An 18,535-nucleotide genomic window follows, 5' to 3' on the forward strand; every position below is an offset into this window, starting at 1 on the left:
TTGTGGCGTTTTGCTGCAGCGTACTCCTGTCAGTACTAATCTAGGATTACCCTTTTTGATCTCCACCGCAAATATTACGATGCAGTTTGGCGCAGAGCCGTTGTTTGAAAACATTTCAGCTAAATTTGGTAACGGTAACCGTTACGGTTTAATTGGCGCTAACGGCTGCGGCAAGTCGACTTTCATGAAAATTTTAAGCGGTGCGCTTGTTCCAAGTGCGGGTAATGTATCTATTACTCCAGGGTTGAAATTAGGTAACCTAAGCCAAGACCAGTTTGCTTTTGAGCAATACAGCGTTGTAGACGCGGTAATTATGGGCGACGTGGAGCTTTGGAAAGTAAAGCAAGAGCGCGAACGTATTTACTCGTTACCAGAAATGAGCGAAGACGACGGTATGAAAGTAGCCGATCTTGAAAGCGTATTTGCTGAAATGGACGGTTACACGGCAGAAAGCCGCGCTGAAGAGATTTTGCTTGAAGCGGGTATCGATAAAGAATTTCATTACGGGTTAATGGCAAACGTTGCCCCAGGTTGGAAACTACGCGTGCTTTTAGCACAAGCGTTATTTGCAAATCCTGACATTTTGCTACTGGATGAGCCTACCAATAACTTGGATATTCATACAATTACGTGGCTTGCTAACGAGCTTAACAAACGTAAATGTACGATGATTATTATTTCGCATGACCGTCACTTTTTAAACTCGGTATGTACACACATGGCCGACATTGATTACGGCGAGCTGCGTATTTACCCTGGTAACTACGAGAAGTTTTTAGATGCTGCGGGCCTACAACGCGAGCAACTTTTAGCTGAAAACGCTAAAAAGAGTGCTGAAATTGACGAGCTACAAGACTTTGTTAATCGTTTTGGTGCTAACGCGTCAAAAGCTAAGCAAGCGAGTTCGCGTGCTAAAAAAATGGATAAAATTAAGCTTGATGAAGTTAAATCTTCAAGCCGTATGAGCCCATCACTTTCGTTTGACGAAGGTAAAAAAATGTACCGCCAAGCGCTTGAAGTTAATAAGCTTGGCCATGGTTTTGATGGCGAAACATTATTTACTGGTGGCGACTTACTACTAGAAGCTGGCGCTAAGCTTGCTGTAATTGGCGAAAATGGTGTGGGTAAAACTACATTTTTACGCTGTTTAGTAGACGAGCTTAAAAGTAATGAAGGCGAAATTAAATGGTCTGAAAATGCGACCTTTGGTTATTGCCCGCAAGACAGCACTAAAGATTTTGAAAACGATTTAACGTTGTTTGATTGGATGTCGCAATGGCGTACAGCTAAGCACAACGATTTAATGGTTCGTGGCATGTTAGGCCGTTTGTTGTTTACAGCAGACGATTCAAACAAAAAAGCGCGTAACTGTTCTGGTGGTGAAAAAAACCGCCTGTTATTTGGTAAGTTAATGATGCAAGACGTTAATGTGCTTGTTATGGACGAACCAACTAACCACATGGATATGGAAGCCATTGAAGCGCTTAACAATGCGCTTAAAGACTTTGAAGGTACGCTTATTTTTGTAAGCCATGACCGCGAGTTTGTATCGTCATTAGCTACGCGTATCATTGATATTAAAGATAAAAAAGTAATCGACTTCCAAGGTACGTTTGACGAATACCTAGCAAGTTGTGAAGAGAAAAAAGCGTAAACTTTTTCTAATTGCTTATAAAAACGGTGCTAAATTTAGCGCCGTTTTTTTATGTGTGGAATTTGAGTTTAACTATAAAATTAATTAATAAAGGCTTAAATAAATAATTCACTAAGAGGTTAAGAGACGCTACGCTTTTAGAGTCAGTGATAAAATACTCGTTTCTGGCTTGGTTCTTCTCATTTACTCCTCTTTGGCTTCTCCTAGTGCAATAGTTTTTCAAGTAAATAATTCACTAATGGTGATATAAGACGCATCGCTTTTAAAGTGAGTGATAAAATAAAAAAGCACTGTTTTTTTGACTTTATTTTTCTTAGTTACTGCTGCTTCGCTTTTCCTTATGCAATTAATGGCTCTTATCGCAGAGCTAATTATTCACATTATTTTATTGGTAAATTCTGCATACATTACTGCTTTAAATCGAGTCATATTCTCCTGTAAGTCTTTGTCACTTAATGCTAATGTTTATGGAGTGAGTTATTTAAAACTTTAATGGCTAAACCAAGAGGTAACTATGTCTAATTGGGTTGAAGCAACAGTAAAAAGCGTAACATGGTGGAGCGAAACGCTCTTTAGCTTAACCGTTAATGCTAATGTAGAGCCGTTTAAAGCAGGGCAATTTACAAAGCTTTCTATAATGGATGGCGACAAGCGTATTGCTCGGGCTTATTCATATGTGAATGCCCCTGAAAATCCCGATCTTGAATTTTACCTTATTAACGTTATTGACGGTTTGCTTTCTCCTCGTTTAGCTACATTACAACCTGGCGAAACCGTATTAATAGAACAACGCGCAACTGGCTTTTTTACCCTTGATGAAATACCACAAAGCGATCAGCTTTGGATGTTAGGTACTGGCACTGCCATAGGGCCTTTTTTATCAATATTGCAACAGCCCGATGTGTGGAAAAAATACAAAAGCATAAACTTAGTGCATGGTGTACGTTTTAATAACGACTTAAGCTATCAGGCACTTATTAACGAGTTATTAAGAGTGTACCCAGAGCAACTCAACTATATTCCTGTTGTAAGTAGAGAAGAGCCATTACAAGGCTTAAGTGGCCGGATTACTAACGCTATTGAGAGCAACGGCTTGTTTGAACATGTAAAATTAAACCCTGAGCCTAGTAACGCGCAATTTATGATTTGCGGAAATCCACAAATGGTAAAAGACACAACAGCGCTACTTCTCGATAAAAACTTTACGCGTAACCGCCGCAAAGCACCCGGTAACATTACTGTAGAGCAGTACTGGTAGGCTACAGTGGTGGTATTAACTACCCGATAACGTTAAAATTTGCTATGTTGCACCCTTATACCAATATTATCAAAAATATGATCATTCTATCGCATTAAATAACTCACTAACTGCGTTAAAAGTTATTCATATAGAACAACTATATGTCACAATTTTCGCCTTGTTATTGTGCTATTTTCTTGACGCTATAATAGATCGCTTATTTAATGTAATTGGTATTACACGTGTTTAGTGTTCATTTTAGGAAAGTTATGAAACCGTTATCTATTATTTTTGCCTCGTTAATTACTACAGTTGCACTTATTACTTACGCCGCAGAACAAAGCGAGCCTGAGCAAAAAGAGCAGCAAGTTGAAGCTCAAGCAAACGTTGAAAAACCAAAAGTTGAAGATGAGCAATCAACAACTCAGGCTAAAGCTGACGACAAAGTAAATACGCTTGAATACAAAGCACCTGAGCTTAAAAAGCCAACAATTGATGCGACTAAACCAGACGATTCAAAAGTATTAGGTAACGAGCAGATTAAACCCACTGAAAAGCCTAAAAATAAAATAGAAAAAGCAGTGGCAGTAGCCGAAGCTGAAAAAGCAGTTACGCAAGCAAAAGAAGCGCTAACAGTTAAGCAGCAAACTAAAGCTAAGCAATCGCGCGAATCACTTGCGGTAGTAGAGCAGTTAGTTAAAGCCTATAACGCGCGTAACATTGAAGAGTTTCTGCGGGTATATGCCGAAGATGTTGAGTTTTATATTTTCCCTAATGAGCTATTATTTAAAGGTAAAGAAAAACTAATAGAACGTTATGGGCTAATGTTTAAAAAGTTAAAGTGTATTCACTCATCACCAATTAAGCGCATAGTGCACGGTGATATAGTGATTGATCACGAACTATCAGAAACCTGCTCAACTGACGAAAAGGTAGTTGATAAACGTTCAGAACTTATTTCGAGTTACCAAATTAAAGATGGAAAAATAGTACGCGTACTGTTTTTTAGATAAAGGCTTTATATGCAAATAAATGACGACAAAAAAATTCGCTTAATGTATCGCATCGAGCCCGGTTGCCTTGGCCCTAAGGGTGCTGAGCATGTTGAAGATTTTTGTCGTTTTGCAAATAAACATATTAAGTCACCATTTTATGGCCAATTTGTATTTTTACCTCGTTACGATAAAGCCATAGACGAGCGACAATATAGCGTTAACAGCCGTAATTTATCCCTTGTGCAGGCTCGGGCTTACTTAAAGCACTTTGATATTAATATTGAAGAATTTGAAGAACAACTCGACGAGCTCCTCACTAAAGCGATTGATTTATACTTTAAGCGATAGCGTTTAATTGCTGTTGCTTAGGTATTCTCCCCCTTCCACAATGCGTTTTTATTTATTTTAATTATTATTAAAAGTATAAGTAATTTCTTTCACAAAGATAAAGTAATCAGTAATAACTGAGAAAAACCAGATCGGCCAATATGTATCACTTACTTTAAAAGCGCAGCGCCTCTTAACCTCTTTGTGAATTAATTAGCTATTTAAAAGCTTTTATTTGCACAATGAGAAGTAAAAGAGGAGTAAATGAGAAAAGCTAAAAACAAAAACCAGTATATTTATGTTTTATCACTACTCTAAAAGCGCAGCGTCTCTTAAGCTCTTTGTGAATTAATTAACTAAATATTTTAAAAGCCCTAAAAACAAAAAAAGCGGTGTTAATTTTAACACCGCTTAATGCGAAATATATTTAGCTATATACTTTAGTAAGCTTGGGTTACAACATAGGTTTTATAACATCAAACACAGCTTCTATATGGTCGTCTCTGTCGTTTAGTGCCGCTATGTAACGGTACTTTTTGCCGCCTGCGTTTTCGAATATTTCACGATTTTCGCCTTCTAGCTCTTCAAGTGTTTCTAGGCAGTCGGCGCTAAAAGCAGGGCTGATAATGGCTACATCGGTAATACCCTCATCAGGCAGGGCTTCAAGCGTTGCATCGGTATATGGCTTTAACCACTCGGCTTTACCAAATCGACTTTGAAAAGTACTAATTACTTTGTCTTTATCAAGGCCTAGTTTTTCTACAACTAAGCGTGTGGTTTGTAAACATAGGCAATGGTACGGATCGCCGCGCTCTAAAAATAGTTTAGGCATACCGTGATACGAAAAAACAATTTTTTGTGGCATACCATTCGCTTCTAAATCCTCACTAATACTATTAGCAAGTGACTCAATATAACGGGTGTTTTTATGATAGCCATTAATAAAGTGCAGCTCTGGCACCCAGCGCCATTTACGCAGTACGCTCGATACAGCATCGAACGTTGAACCCGTGGTTGGGCTAGAATATTGCGGATACATTGGCAATATAATAATACGCGTTAAGCCTTTATCACGAAGCTCCTCAAGGCCAGCCTCTATTGAGGGATTACCATAGCGCATAGCCATTACTACTTCGGTATTGGTATAACCTTGCTCTTTTAATAAGGTATTTAGCTTTACGCTTTGTTGGCGAGTAATGTGAGTAAGCGGTGAGCCATTTTCGGTCCATATACTTTCGTATAATTTAGCCGAACGCTTAGGGCGCACACGCAAAATAATGCCATGTAAAATTATCATCCATACTAGGCGTGGTATTTCTACAATGCGTGGATCTGATAAAAACTCACGTAAGTATATACGAAGCGCAGCAGCTGTTGGTGCATCAGGGCTACCTAGGTTAGTAAGTAGTATTCCCGTTTTTTGGTTAAAACGCCCATCATGGGGATTGTCAGTAACCGCAGAAAATCGCGACACAGAGTGCTCCTTCAAGCAAATTCAATAATGTATTTTATGCACATTGTAACGAAAAAAACTGCCGTTTAGATCAATCATTTAGCAGTTTTAACCATAATTCTAAATGGGGCTGGTTTTTTAGATTCTAGTTGCTGCAGTTTTTCTATTGATTTGCGGCTAAACACATGACCTTTAGGCAGCAGCATTATACCCGAATGGCTGTGCAGAGCATGGCCGAGTATCATTTGATCTTTGAGTTCATGAGCATTACAAATTAGTACTGATCCTGCTGAACTTTTTTGTTCGTGTAGTTTTGCATGGCTTGCTTCAAGCGCACGAACTATTTTAGGGTGGTAAAACGAACCACTATAAAGTTTTACACTTTCGAGTGCGTCCTCGTGGCGCTGCTTTTCATCGCTTGCATTGCTCTGCTCAAACGCATCCCAATAGTCGCGCGCTAACCCTAATACCATAGCCCCTATCGGTATGTCGTTTCCGGCAAGGCCTTTGGGCATTCCATTTCCGTTAAAACGTTCAAACTGATAATAAATAGCATCCGATAAATCGTGTAAATGTATTGCTGGCATTAGCATTAATTGTGCTGTACTTGGGTGAGTATAAAAGGTCTTACGTTGTTGCTCATTTAACCGATTTAGCGGTTTTTTATAAAGTTCAGGATCCATAGCAAGCAAACCTATTTGTGCTAAATAACCCGCCATTGGGGCAAGATCGATGCTTTTTTGCGACAGGTTTAAGTAAAGCGCTATTTGTGTGCAGGTATTTGCAATATTTTGTGCTTTGTTGCCATCAAGGTAAGGGTTTGCGTTAACAAAATTATATAGCAGCTCAACGGTTGATTTGTGCTCTTGTTTTTCGCGCTCGTTGGCGTCTTCTAGCTTTTTTAAAACTTGTTTAATTTGTAAGGTACGTTTTTCTACTCGTTGCTCTAACGTGTTGTTTAGCTCAAGTAGTTCTTGGTTTTGTGCCTTAACTTGTGTTTCTAATTTTTTGTTTTGCTTTTTTAGCGCAAATTTTTCTAGGCTATCTTTAATGCTTCGAAGTAATAAGTCGTTTTGCCATGGTTTTTGAATATAACCATTTATTTGCCCTTGGTTAACAGCCGCTAGGGTTGTTTGTATATCGGCGTAACCGGTTAATAAAATGCGCTGAGTGTCGGGTGCCAGCGCACGCGCTTTTTCTAAAAACTCGGCGCCGTTCATTACTGGCATCCGCATGTCGCTAATAATTAAACCAAATTCATGATTTTTAAAAAGTGTTAATGCGTTTTGCGGATTATCGCAAACAATAACCGTTAAGCCATTTACTTCAAGTAGTCGTGTTAACGTGCGTAGTACTATTTCGTCATCATCAATACAAAGTACATCAACCTGATTCATGGGTGTGTTTGGTGTTACTTGAGTCATTGCGCCGCCTTTAAATTACTTCTGGCTAAATAATAGCTTAAAAAAACATCCGTGACCTGTTTATGCTTACCTTTTATATAGAGTAGGAGTCACCTAATGCGGTTATTATCTATAAGTAGATAAATACTCACACTAAAGTTGCAAATTTGCATGTAGACGACTAAACGTTAAGTATAAAGTTATCTATATGGATGAAAGGAATGAATGGATCAGATGGTAATTTTGAACGTGCTTTTTTAAACGAACAAAAGCTGCGCTTGGCCGCAGAACAATTACTCAAAGATAAAAGCACCGTTTTAGTTGCCATAAATAATGAATTACAAAAAAAAGTAGCCGATTTAGAACATCAGCAAATGCTGTTTGTGCAAACCGAAAAAATGGCAACCTTAGGAACGCTTTGTGCAGGCGTAGCCCATGAAATAAATACCCCGCTTGCCTATGCAATGAGTAATATAGAAAGCTTACAAAATTCTACCCCTTTGCTTATCACGTTGCTAAAACTTAACGAGCAATACTTAAACAATGAAATTAAAGAAAGCCGTTTTAAACACGAAATCGACATACTCAATTTACAGTATCCGTATGCGTGGCTTTATAACAATTTGCAGGGACAAGTTAACGACAGCGTTGAAGGGCTCAAACGAATAAAACAAATTGTGCATGACTTATTAAACTTTGCCCACCCCTCCTCCTCGCAAGATAAACAACTAACCGATGTAACAACGGGTGCTAATAATGCTTTAAGATTATTAAGTAGCAAACTTAAATTATGCGAAATAAAAACGCGGTTTGAACCCCTACCACTTATTTGGTGTAATTTATCATCAATTAATCAAATTTTTGTAAATCTATTAATGAATGCTTGGCAAGCATGCGAGCTTGATTTAGAAAAAGGCTGCATTATTGAGGTGAATATTTTTGAACTAGACACAAATATCTGTATTGAGGTAAAAGATAATGGCTGTGGAATGAGTGAAGACACAATAGCGCATATGTTTGACCCTTTTTATACAACGAAAGAAGTTGGAGAAGGTACCGGTATGGGTATGACACTTGTATACGCTATGGTGAGCGATCATAGCGGAAAAATAGAAGTTAACAGCACATTAGGGACAGGTACGACCATCCGCTGCCTATTACCTTTAAAAGCGTAAACAAACGAGCAAAACCACAATGTAAATAAAAAGTTAATAGATCTTTTTTTGAAGTTTAATGCCCTTGCAGCATGTATTTTAATCGATTAAAGGTGGTTTTTTCTTATCTTGAAATTTATTTGCATACTTAGACCAAATATTTAGTTTTTTTCATTTCTTTTTGTTTGCATATGTTGCTAGGATGTTTGCAACAGGTTATGAGCATCATAACCACACACATATTATAAGAACACAAAAAAACAGGGTCGTCACTATGCCAACATACCGTTTAAACACACTTGCTGTAGCCGTTGCTTTCGCGTTTAGCGCACCAAGCATTGTTAACGCAGAAGAAGCACCAGTGCAAGCTGCTAAAAACATTGAGCAAATATCTGTATTAGGATCGCGTGTATCTAACCGTACTTCTACTGAGTCTTCTTCTCCTATTGATTTAATTGACGCAGATGATTTAACCAAAGGTGGCTTTACCGAGCTTGGCCAAAGCCTGCAAGCGACAGCGCCTTCATTTAACTTTTCGCGTACACAAGTATCTGACGGTTCTGATTTATTTAGACCCGCCACACTTCGTGGCTTACAGCCAGATCAAACCCTTGTATTAGTAAATGGTAAACGTCGCCATAACCAATCAATTTTTGGCCTTAACGGTACGGTTGGCGCAGGCGCTGCGGGTACCGATATGAATGCCATTCCGCTAACGGCCCTTAAAGGCGTTGAAGTATTACGCGATGGCGCAGCGGCGCAATATGGCTCTGATGCTATTGCAGGCGTAATTAACTTATCTCTTAATAACTCAACCGGTATTACAACGGGTTTTGTACAATACGGCGGCACAAGTGAAGGTGACGGCGACACTATTTCAGCAGGTTTAAACCGTGGTTTTGAATTAGGCAACGAAGGCGGCTTTATTAACCTATCGCTTGAGTACCGTGATGCCGATGGCACTAACCGCGCCGAGCGTGATACGGGTGGTTCGCTTAATGTTGAACCAGGTACGTTAAGTGAAGACGTACGCTGGGGCCAAGGTAACTCAGAAAGTGAATTTACGTCGTTATTTTACAACATGGCATTACCAATGGGCGACGGCGAGCTTTACTCGTTTGGTGGCTACTCAGAGCGCACGGCGCTGGGTAATGGTTTTTACCGTAATTTTAACGAAGCGTCTAAAAACGTAACCCAAGTATATAGCGATGGTTTTTTACCGCGCATATATAACGAAGCACAAGATATTTCAGTCGCGCTTGGTTTTAAAGGCGATATAAACACAGATTGGAATTACGATGTATCGGCTGTTTATGGTGAAAACCAATACGACTTTACATCACGCAATACATTAAACGCTTCTTACGCGGCTGAGTATTTATTTAACAACCCAAGTGCAAGCGATGCCGATATTGCAGCAAACTCAGGCCCTAGTGGCGGTTACTCAGGTGGTTTTAGATTTGATCAAACAACGGTTAACCTTGATGTAAACGGTATTGTAGATATTGGCCGTGGTGAACCTTTATATGTAACAGTAGGCGCTGAATACCGTAAAGAAAACTACGAAATAGTGCCTGGCGATGAAGCATCATACGCCTGTGGACTAGCAAATATGGATACCTCGTACCCATCAGTAAATGATCCAGACCAATTTGCACAGTGTGGTTTTCAGGCTTATAACGGCCTACGCCCTGAAGCGGCTAACGATAGCGACCGTAACAGCTACGCAGTTTATGTAGACGTAGAAACTATGATCACCGACGCATGGAACGTCAGTGGTGCGCTACGCTATGAAGATTTCTCAGATGCTGGGGATGATTTAATTGGTAAATTAGCAACACGTTATGAATTTTCAGATGACTTTGCAGTTCGTGGTGCGGTATCTACTGGTTTTAGAGCGCCATCACTTCAACAAAGTGGTTATACAGCCTTTACAACTAACTTAGGTTCAGACGGCACATTAACGCAGTCGTTCACTGCAAACACCGGTACAGCCTTCCCAAGTGCGTTAGGCGTAGATAGCTTAGAGCTTGAAACTTCAACAAACTACAGTGCTGGTTTTGTTTACGATGTAACAAGCGAGCTTTCACTAACGGTTGATTTTTACCGCGTAGAAATTGAAGACCGTATTACGCTTGGCAGCTTACTTACGGCTGACGACGTATCGTTTAGCTCAGACGCTGTAGCAGCGCTACAAGCAACGGGAGCAGTACAAGCTAATTACTTCTCAAACTCGGTTGATTCTACTACGCAAGGTGTTGATATTATTGCATCGTACCGCACTGAAGTTGAAGGCGGTAATTTAGGAGTAACCTTTGCAGGTAACCTAAACGATACTAAAATTGACGGCGTAAATGCTGAAGACGGTATTCCTGAAGCGGTTGCTTTTGATGATTTACAACGTAGCTTTTTTACCGACGGACAACCGAGCGAACGTGCAACGCTTACCTTTGACTACGAACGCGATGCCTACACATCAACCATTCGCTTTAACTACTTTGGCGAAACAGATGTAAAATACTTTGGTAACGACCATATTTCATTACCAGGTGAGCTTTCGCCAACAGGGTCGTTTAAACCAACAAGTACGGTTGAATCTGCTGTGTTAGTTGACTTAAACGTGAGCTACCAAATTAACGACATGTTTGCGCTTTCGGTGGGTGCCGATAACGTATTTGACGAAACGCCAGACGAGCTAGGCGACGACGAAGTACTTAACTTTATCACCAACGGTGCATTTAAATACCCTGTACGCGCATTGCCATACGGCTTTGACGGCAGAACGTACTATGCAAAAGTAAGCTTTAGTTTTTAATTATCTTATAAAAAAGTAAAGCAAACTAAGTAATATTAAGCGCAGTTATTAACTGCGCTTTTTTTATGCTTTTTTATTATAAAAAAGTACCTGTTGGGCATTAAAAATACTTGCGCGGTTGAAAATTAAGCCTACAATCGCCATCTCTTAAATAGGCTAATATAAAAGCCTCTTTATTATTTAACTTAAAATAACCATTAGTTGATAGGAAATATATGACTAAAAAATCTAAAGCAAAAACCGCAAACACCAGCGCGGTAGATACAGGGCGAGGCGTTATAAACCACAATGCACTAGCGGCGATGGTCACCTCTAAATTATTTAAACCACAAGTGGTTAAAGCTAAAAAAGGCAAAGGTTCGTTTAAACGCAACAACAAGCATTCAGGACAAGAGTCCTATTTAATCGCGGCTTAAATAGCACCGATCAAATAGGGCTTTTGAATATAGTAAGCGAGGTTTTATACCTCGCTTTTACTTTTAAAGCATACAAGCCACGTTACATAAGCGCGAAATAAATTCGCACCTACGGGTTTGGTGTTTGAACGATGTAGTTACATGAGCGCGAAATAAATTCGCACCTACGGGTTTGGTGTTTGCACGATGTAGGTGAGGTTTTATACCTCACTTTCACTTTTAGAGCATTAAAGCCATGTTACATGAGCGCGAAATAAATTCGCACCTACGGGTTCGGTGTTGATGTAGGTGAGGTTTTATACTTCGCTTTCACTTTTAGAGCATTTAAGCCACGTTACATTAGCGCGAAATAAATTCGCACCTACGGGTTTGGTGTTTGCACGATGTAGGTGAGGTTTTATACCTCGCTTTTACTTTTAAAGTATTAAAGCTAAATTACATAAGCGCGAAGTAAATTCGCGCCTACGGGTTTGGTGTTTGCACAATATAGGTGAGATTTTATACCTCGCTTTTACTTTTAAAGTATTAAAGCTAAATTACATAAGCGCGAAATAAATTCGCGCCTACGGGTTTGCTGTTTGCACGATGTAGGTGAGGTTTTATACCTCGCTTTCACTTTTAAAGCATTAAAGCCACGTTACATGAGCGCGAAGTAAATTCGCACCTACAAGTTTGTAGAGCACGGTGGTTTAAACTGCTGTGCTGAATTTTTAACTGTTTGTGATGGGTTTTCACCAAATAGTTGCGTGTAATCTTTAGCAAATTGTCCCGCATGCCAAAATCCCCAATTGGCTGCTATTACTGAAATTGGCTTATCTTGGTTTAATTTTTTTAGTTCCCGCCTTACATTATTTAAGCGTGTTAAACGTAAAAACCGCAAAGGGTTAATTCCTAAAATACTCTCAAAACTATACTGAAGTGTGCGCCTACTTACAAAAGCAAGCTCGCACAGCTCGGTTATGGTTATTGGGTTTTGTGGATTTGTGGCCACGTAATCTTTTACTTTATCTACTACGGCTTTTCTATGTTTATAACTTGGCGCAATATTTTGTTGTGGATTATCTGCCTGTAATAAGTGTAGTGCCAACATGTTTAGCATATCTTGTTGCGATTCGGTTTTAAGTCCAAAGCCCTTGCCTACAACCATGCTATTAATTATTTGCCTTGCCGTTTGTAATGATGAGTTGCTCACCGATAAGCGAGCTGATTGTGCAGATGACAGGTTTTTCAATGTTACGCCTTGTAGCTGCGCCATATATTCAATTGAATTCCAATCGATTACCAAACCATAAATATTAAATTGCTCAGGGGTTATCAGCTCAAAGTCATTATCACTTGTACGGCACATAAATTGATTACTTGCCACACTTAGACCATTAATCTTACTTTGCTGCGACTGACAAGGAATGCCAAGCCAAACAGAATTGGGGGCGATGTTACATTGCTGACGAAGCGCTCGCTCGGTGTATTCTTTAAACACATGAATATTGGCGTAATCTGTTTCTTCAATAAAACCATAAAAGCTGCCGTCGCTCATTTGATCGTATTTTTGCTGCCATTGAGTAAGGCTATGCGCTTGCTCGTCTATATCGTGTGTTTGCACCTTGCTCTTTAGTGGTGCGTTGTAGCTACTTTGCTGCGCCATATAGGGGGTGCTCTTTTTCGTTACACTTTTATTATGGTTAAGTTAACACCGCTTTGCGTGTGTAACCAATTGAATTGGATTAATAAATAATCTTTTGCCGAAATTCGATAGTTACTTGGTACAAAATAAGCTGTCTTGTAACTATTGAAAATTGATTTATAGCTAAAGATGCAGCAAAACCTATACCAAGGTTTATCATATTAGTTATGTGGAGTAAATCATGGGGCAAGCGTACAGTTACACTTTAGGTACACACACTTATAAATTCAAGAACTTAGCCCAGTTAATGGCTAAAGCAACGCCGCAACGTTCGGGTGATCGCTTAGCGGGTGTCATTGCACAATCAGCACAAGAACGTGCTGTGGCTCAAATGACATTGGCCGATGTACCTCTTAAAACATTTTTAAATGAGGTACTTATTCCCTACGAAGATGACGAAATTACACGCTTAATTATTGACGAGCACGATGCCAATGCCTTTATGGCTATTGCACATTTAACCGTAGGTGATTTTCGTAATTGGCTTTTAAGCGACTTTGCAACACCCGCTGTACTTGCAAGTATAAGGCAAGGTATTACGCCTGAAATGGCTGCTGCTGTTAGCAAAATAATGCGCAATCAAGATCTCATATTAATTGCTAAAAAGTGCCATGTTACAAGTGCTTTTAGAAACACTATTGGCCTCCCTGGGCATTTATCTACACGTTTACAACCAAATCATCCAACTGACGATATTAACGGTATTGCTGCATGCATGCTCGATGGTCTGCTATACGGTAATGGCGATGCCGTAATAGGTATAAACCCAGCAACCGACAACGTTGCCCAGGCCATTAAATTAATGACATTAATGGATGATGTTATTCAAAAATACGCCATACCGACGCAAAGCTGTGTGCTTACACATGTTACTAACACTATTGAATGTATAGAAGCTGGCGCACCGGTTGATTTGGTATTTCAGTCGATTGGCGGCACGGAGGCTACTAACTCAAGTTTTGGTTTTAATTTAAATACCTTAGCTGAAGCGCAAGATGCCGCTTTGAGTTTAAAGCGCGGCACTGTTGGCAATAATGTGATGTATTTTGAAACTGGGCAAGGCAGTTCGCTTTCAGCAAATGCGCATCATGGGCTTGATCAGCAAACGTGTGAAGCTCGCGCTTATGCAGTTGCTCGTAAGTTTGATCCGTTACTGGTTAATACCGTGGTGGGGTTTATTGGCCCTGAATATTTGTTTGATGGTAAAGAAATTACCCGAGCAGGACTTGAGGATCACTTTTGCGCTAAGTTACTAGGCATACCGATGGGGTGCGACGTGTGTTACACCAATCATGCAGAGGCCGATCAAAACGATATGGATAATTTGCTAACGCTATTAGGTGTTGCAGGTTGCTCGTTTGTAATGGGAATACCTGGCTCTGACGATATTATGCTTAACTACCAAACTACGTCGTTTCATGATGCATTATATGTGCGTCGAGTTCTTGGCTCTAGACCCGCCCCTGAGTTTGAAGCATGGCTAAGCAAAATGAAAATTATGCAAAGCACTACCGACATCACACTTTCAGATACCTTGCCTCCCGCTTTTGCTAAACCTCTGGGTGCAATTGCTGGAGGTGGCTCATGAAATCACGTTCAAAACCGACCACTCCATTAGATAACTCAGTAAATGAGCATAAAAATAACGGTAATGTAGTGCACAACCCTTGGAGTGATTTACGGCGTTTTACCGACGCCCGTATTGGGCTTGGTCGCGCTGGTATAAGTTTGCCAACCTCAGAAATGCTGGCTTTTCAGCTATCTCATGCACAAGCGCGTGATGCGGTGAGTTTTCCGCTTGATATTAACGAAATGACTGAGCAACTAGGCAGTATTAGTGATCTAAAAGAGGTTGCCCCTCCCCTGCATTTACACAGCCAAGCCGTTGACAGGGTTACTTACCTTCAGCGACCCGATTTAGGCCGCAAACTTGATGAAAATGGTAGGCAAGTACTTCTCAGCTATATGAATAAACAAAAGCACACTGCGCAGGCTAAATACGATTTAGCGATTGTAGTGGTTGATGGACTTTCGTCGTTGGCGGTACAAAAAAATGCATACCCATTTATAACAGAGCTATTAACGCACCTTACAACAGACAAGCAATTTAAAATTGCTCCCATTACTTTGGTTGAGCAAGGGCGAGTAGCGATTGGCGACGATATAGGTGAGTTGCTAAATGCGCAGGTGGTTATGGTGTTAATAGGAGAGCGCCCAGGACTTAGTTCGCCAGATAGCCTTGGCTTGTATTTAACATGGGAGCCCAAAACAGGACTTAACGATGCATGTCGTAATTGCATATCGAATATTCGCCCTGCAGGCCTATCTTATACAGAAGCGGCGAGACGCGCACTGTACTTATTACGTGAAGCTAAAAAACTAAAACTAACTGGGGTTAATTTAAAAGACCGCACACAAGATGATGTAATTGAGCATCAGGTTTCAACCACTAACTTTTTAATTGCTGAGTAATTTTTAATTAAAAACACATGAAATAAAAAATAAAAACTAAACATCAACGGAGAAAGGTTATGTCTACTAATAATACAGAGTACCTTGCTAAAAGACAGTTAAAACGGGGTACTGCGGGGTGGTTATTGCTCGCAGGTTTGGGTGTGTCGTATGTAATATCGGGTGACTTTGCAGGCTGGAACTTTGGTATCGCCGAAGCCGGTTGGGGTGGTTTTGCCATTGCTGCAGTATTAATGGCGGTTATGTATTTAGCGCTTGTACTATCGCTTGCTGAAATGTCAGCTGCAATACCTGCTGCAGGCGGAGGTTATAGTTTTGCGCGTCAAGCTATGGGGCCAGCGGGAGGCTATTTAACCGGGCTTGCCGTATTAATTGAATACGCCTTAGCGCCCGCTGCTATTGTTATTTTTATAGGCTCGGCAGTTGAAGCCCTCACCGGATTTAATGGCCCATGGGTATATGCATTATTTTACTTACTATTTGTGGGAATTCATTTAGCGGGCGTAGGAGAAGCGCTTAAAGTAATGATGGTAATAAGTGGTTTAGCGGTATTAGCTATTATTGCAACGGCTTTTGTTTTAATCACAAATTTTGATGCATCGCGCTTATTTGACGTCCCCGTAACCGATGCAGTGGGAGCTAGTGAGTTTTTACCTTTAGGTTGGTACGGGGTTTGGGCTGCATTACCGTTTGCCATGTGGTTATTTTTGGCGGTTGAAGGTGTACCGCTTGCTGCTGAAGAAGCAAAAGATCCCGCTAAAGATGTGCCAAAAGGCATTATTGGTGCAATGATCTTTTTGTTATTTACTGCTTTTTTAGTTGTTGTTTTAGTGCCTGGTGCTGGCGGTGCTGCTGCAATGGGGGCAAGTGCAGTGCCTTTAGTTGATGCATTAAATGCATCGGGTAGTGAGGGCTTAGCAACCGTTGTAAATATATTAGGGCTTGCGGGTTTAGTTGCTTCGTTTTTCTCTATTATTTATGGTTATAGTCGCTTAGTGTTTGCTCTATCTAGAGCCGGTTATTTACCACGTTCGTTGTCTATTACGACTAATCGCAAAGTGCCAGCACGTGCGTTGATTGTACCTGCAGTATTTGGCTTTTTAGTATCACTCAGTGGTGAGGGTGATTTAATACTTGCAATGGCAGTAGTAGGTGCAACGCTCTCGTATGCATTAATGGCGCTGAGCCATATTTTACTTCGCGTTAAACAACCTGATTTACCTCGCCCGTACAAAACTCCAGGTGGCGTAGTTACGTCAAGTATTGCTTTAGTACTTTCGCTTATAGCATTAACGGGTGTGTATGCGTTTGACCCTCGTGCATTTTTATACACTATGGTGCTGTTTATTGTGGGCGCCGCATATTACTTTGGCTATAGCTCAAAACACTTAGTTGCTAAAAGCGCTGATGAAGAGTTTGCAATGTTGGCAAATGCAGAATCTGATTTAGAAATGGCTAAGTAGGTATTAATAGTTATTAAATATAAGTGAGGCTACCCCTCACTTATATTTTTATACGTACAATACGATGTAAAAATGGTGCCTGCATGTAGGCATCAAGTCCTTTATCTACTTTATTAATACCGTTTAAAACTAAAACTTTATGTTGCCGCGTAGCGCTTTGTTTTGCCCGTGTTTGGTTTTTTTGTCCATGCGCTTTCGCTGTGAATTACGGCTAGGCTTGGTGGCACGACGCGCTTTATTAACAACGGTAGCACTAAGAATTAAATCTTTTAAGCGCTTAAGGGCATCTTCTCGGTTTAGCTCTTGCGTACGGTGGCTTTGCGCTTTAATTATTAAAACGCCCTCTTTGGTAATTCTTGTATCATTTAAGGCTAGCAAACGCTCTTTATAAAAATCAGGTAATTTAGAGCGATTAATATCAAAGCGTAAATGAATGGCACTGGCTACTTTGTTAACATTTTGACCACCGGCACCTTGCGAACGAATAGCCGTAAGCTCTAGTTCCCATTCATCGATAGTGACAGTATTTGAAATTGTTAACATTGTGTTCAGCTCTATTTGTCAAAAATGTATTATATCATCAGTACATTAGCTTGTGGTGAATGAACTAAATTCTTAGAACTTAAATAAATTCTCATAAATTGTACTATAAAATCAGCCAATATATTATTTTGTGTTGGCAAGTGTTGCTTATTAGTTTCTAATTGGCACAACTTTAATACTAGGAAATGCTCAATGAAAAAAATACTTGTATCACTTAGCTTATTAGCAATGAGTTTCTCAAGCCTTGCAGTAGATATTAACGAAGGTCAACTTCAAAGCTATATGAAAGCACTGCCAGCTGTAACGAGCTGGGCAAGCAGCCAAGAGTCTTTAAAAGACTTAGACTTAGCAAGTATGTTAGGTGGTTCTGCAGATCAAAGTGTTGACGAGCAAAGCTCTCTAGCTAATAGCGCACTAAGCATGATTAAAGAGCAAGACCTATACAAAAGCTTCGCGGGTGTTACAGGCCGCTACGGCTTTACACCAGAGCAACTAGTAACTGTAGGTTCTGAAGTATCAATGGCTTATATCGAAAACCTTAAATCGGGTTTATCTGCTGATAATCAAGAAACAGCGAATAAAGTAATGGGCGGTTTTCAAAGTATGAAAAGTGCTAAAGATAAAGGCGCTAGTTCGTTAATGGGTTCGTTTGGTAAATCGTCAAGCGCAGCTGAGGAGTCTACAGAGTCTTTAGTAAGCGAAAGTAACCTTGAACTTGTGAGCGAATACATGCCACAACTACAAAAGCTTTTTGCACTTCTATAAGTTTTATTGTTTTATAAGAAGGTGGCTTTTGCCGCCTTTTTTAATGCCTAATTTTTATATGACTTAGATAAATTACAATATTTTATAAGTAATACTGACCGGGACTATATGCAAAAACGGGGGAGTAAATTATTACTCCCCCGTTTTTATT

General features: G+C 40.0%; 15 protein-coding genes. 11 read left to right on the forward strand and 4 right to left on the reverse strand.

Translation table 11 applies throughout. The features are described from left to right. Positions 1-55 precede the first annotated feature (55 nt). From I6F44_RS06150 to I6F44_RS06165, 4 genes are all read left to right on the forward strand, one after another. A complete protein-coding gene (locus tag I6F44_RS06150) occupies positions 56-1,654 on the forward strand; it encodes an ABC-F family ATPase (protein ID WP_010555514.1) in 1,599 nt (532 codons plus the stop codon). A gap of 514 nt (positions 1,655-2,168) precedes the next feature. Continuing rightward, entirely contained in the window at positions 2,169-2,912 is a 744-nt protein-coding gene (locus I6F44_RS06155) for a ferredoxin--NADP reductase (RefSeq protein WP_024591141.1), read from the forward strand. A gap of 251 nt (positions 2,913-3,163) precedes the next feature. Continuing rightward, entirely contained in the window at positions 3,164-3,907 is a 744-nt protein-coding gene (locus tag I6F44_RS06160; protein WP_165722942.1) for a nuclear transport factor 2 family protein, read from the forward strand. A 9-nt stretch (positions 3,908-3,916) separates the two neighbouring features. After that, the gene (locus tag I6F44_RS06165; protein WP_010555512.1) at positions 3,917-4,237 is read left to right on the forward strand and encodes a hypothetical protein; all 321 of its coding nucleotides are present in this window, start codon (positions 3,917-3,919) and stop codon (positions 4,235-4,237) included. Positions 4,238-4,670: 433 nt separating this feature from the next. On the opposite strand, the gene hemH is transcribed toward I6F44_RS06165, so the two are convergent. Next, on the reverse strand, positions 4,671-5,690 hold the full coding sequence (hemH, locus tag I6F44_RS06170; protein WP_007583511.1) for a ferrochelatase: 1,020 nt from the start codon (positions 5,688-5,690) through the stop codon (positions 4,671-4,673). Positions 5,691-5,764: 74 nt separating this feature from the next. Further along, positions 5,765-7,093: an HD domain-containing phosphohydrolase gene (locus I6F44_RS06175; protein WP_121954140.1), complete on the reverse strand. Its 1,329-nt coding sequence runs from the start codon at positions 7,091-7,093 to the stop codon at positions 5,765-5,767. Between the two features lie 200 nt (positions 7,094-7,293). Here I6F44_RS06175 and I6F44_RS06180 point away from each other — a divergent pair, with 200 nt between their 5' ends. The 3 genes from I6F44_RS06180 (at position 7,294) to arfA (ending at position 11,457) form a co-directional block, all read left to right on the forward strand. Beyond that, positions 7,294-8,247 carry a sensor histidine kinase gene (locus tag I6F44_RS06180; RefSeq protein WP_121954139.1) on the forward strand — a complete coding sequence of 318 codons (954 nt, stop codon included), beginning with the start codon at positions 7,294-7,296 and terminating at the stop codon, positions 8,245-8,247. A gap of 253 nt (positions 8,248-8,500) precedes the next feature. Then, positions 8,501-11,041, forward strand: a complete 2,541-nt coding sequence (locus I6F44_RS06185; RefSeq protein WP_101216801.1) for a TonB-dependent receptor plug domain-containing protein — start codon at positions 8,501-8,503, stop codon at positions 11,039-11,041. 215 nt (positions 11,042-11,256) lie between these two features. Further along, positions 11,257-11,457, forward strand: coding sequence for a ribosome alternative rescue factor ArfA (arfA, locus tag I6F44_RS06190; RefSeq protein ID WP_002963106.1), 201 nt, complete (start codon positions 11,257-11,259; stop codon positions 11,455-11,457). Positions 11,458-12,121: 664 nt separating this feature from the next. On the opposite strand, the gene I6F44_RS06195 is transcribed toward arfA, so the two are convergent. Continuing rightward, positions 12,122-13,102, reverse strand: a complete 981-nt coding sequence (locus tag I6F44_RS06195; RefSeq protein WP_121954138.1) for a helix-turn-helix domain-containing protein — start codon at positions 13,100-13,102, stop codon at positions 12,122-12,124. 220 nt (positions 13,103-13,322) lie between these two features. On the opposite strand from I6F44_RS06195, the gene I6F44_RS06200 reads away from it, so the two are divergent. From I6F44_RS06200 to eat, 3 genes are read left to right on the forward strand one after another with little or no spacing between them, the layout of a single operon-like run. Continuing rightward, positions 13,323-14,729, forward strand: coding sequence for an ethanolamine ammonia-lyase subunit EutB (locus I6F44_RS06200; RefSeq protein ID WP_024594012.1), 1,407 nt, complete (start codon positions 13,323-13,325; stop codon positions 14,727-14,729). Continuing rightward, positions 14,726-15,613 (forward strand): ethanolamine ammonia-lyase subunit EutC, encoded by an 888-nt coding sequence (gene eutC, locus I6F44_RS06205; RefSeq protein ID WP_121954137.1) that lies wholly within the window; start codon positions 14,726-14,728, stop codon positions 15,611-15,613. Before I6F44_RS06200 ends, eutC begins: the two co-directional genes overlap by 4 nt. A gap of 59 nt (positions 15,614-15,672) precedes the next feature. Beyond that, a complete protein-coding gene (gene eat, locus I6F44_RS06210) occupies positions 15,673-17,076 on the forward strand; it encodes an ethanolamine permease (RefSeq protein WP_197119037.1) in 1,404 nt (467 codons plus the stop codon). A 129-nt stretch (positions 17,077-17,205) separates the two neighbouring features. Here the strand turns inward: eat and arfB are convergent, their stop codons facing one another. After that, entirely contained in the window at positions 17,206-17,619 is a 414-nt protein-coding gene (gene arfB / locus I6F44_RS06215) for an alternative ribosome rescue aminoacyl-tRNA hydrolase ArfB (RefSeq protein ID WP_007583522.1), read from the reverse strand. 192 nt (positions 17,620-17,811) lie between these two features. Here arfB and I6F44_RS06220 point away from each other — a divergent pair, with 192 nt between their 5' ends. Then, a complete protein-coding gene (locus tag I6F44_RS06220; RefSeq protein ID WP_010555231.1) occupies positions 17,812-18,384 on the forward strand; it encodes a hypothetical protein in 573 nt (190 codons plus the stop codon). Positions 18,385-18,535 lie beyond the last annotated feature (151 nt).

It is taken from the genome of Pseudoalteromonas sp. NZS11_1 (assembly GCF_015864275.1).
Lineage (GTDB): Bacteria > Pseudomonadota > Gammaproteobacteria > Enterobacterales > Alteromonadaceae > Pseudoalteromonas > Pseudoalteromonas arctica.

Excerpts from the sequence above, each read along its gene's own strand:
- I6F44_RS06155 (WP_024591141.1), top strand. The coding sequence starts at position 2,169 with ATGTCTAATTGGGTTGAAGCAACAGTAAAAAGCGTAACATGGTGGAGC.
- I6F44_RS06160 (WP_165722942.1), top strand. The coding sequence starts at position 3,164 with ATGAAACCGTTATCTATTATTTTTGCCTCGTTAATTACTACAGTTGCA.
- I6F44_RS06165 (WP_010555512.1), top strand. The coding sequence starts at position 3,917 with ATGCAAATAAATGACGACAAAAAAATTCGCTTAATGTATCGCATCGAG.
- I6F44_RS06175 (WP_121954140.1), bottom strand. The coding sequence starts at position 7,093 with ATGACTCAAGTAACACCAAACACACCCATGAATCAGGTTGATGTACTT.
- I6F44_RS06180 (WP_121954139.1), top strand. The coding sequence starts at position 7,294 with ATGAATGGATCAGATGGTAATTTTGAACGTGCTTTTTTAAACGAACAA.
- I6F44_RS06185 (WP_101216801.1), top strand. The coding sequence starts at position 8,501 with ATGCCAACATACCGTTTAAACACACTTGCTGTAGCCGTTGCTTTCGCG.
- arfA (WP_002963106.1), top strand. The coding sequence starts at position 11,257 with ATGACTAAAAAATCTAAAGCAAAAACCGCAAACACCAGCGCGGTAGAT.
- I6F44_RS06195 (WP_121954138.1), bottom strand. The coding sequence starts at position 13,102 with ATGGCGCAGCAAAGTAGCTACAACGCACCACTAAAGAGCAAGGTGCAA.
- I6F44_RS06200 (WP_024594012.1), top strand. The coding sequence starts at position 13,323 with ATGGGGCAAGCGTACAGTTACACTTTAGGTACACACACTTATAAATTC.
- eutC (WP_121954137.1), top strand. The coding sequence starts at position 14,726 with ATGAAATCACGTTCAAAACCGACCACTCCATTAGATAACTCAGTAAAT.
- eat (WP_197119037.1), top strand. The coding sequence starts at position 15,673 with ATGTCTACTAATAATACAGAGTACCTTGCTAAAAGACAGTTAAAACGG.
- arfB (WP_007583522.1), bottom strand. The coding sequence starts at position 17,619 with ATGTTAACAATTTCAAATACTGTCACTATCGATGAATGGGAACTAGAG.
- I6F44_RS06220 (WP_010555231.1), top strand. The coding sequence starts at position 17,812 with ATGAAAAAAATACTTGTATCACTTAGCTTATTAGCAATGAGTTTCTCA.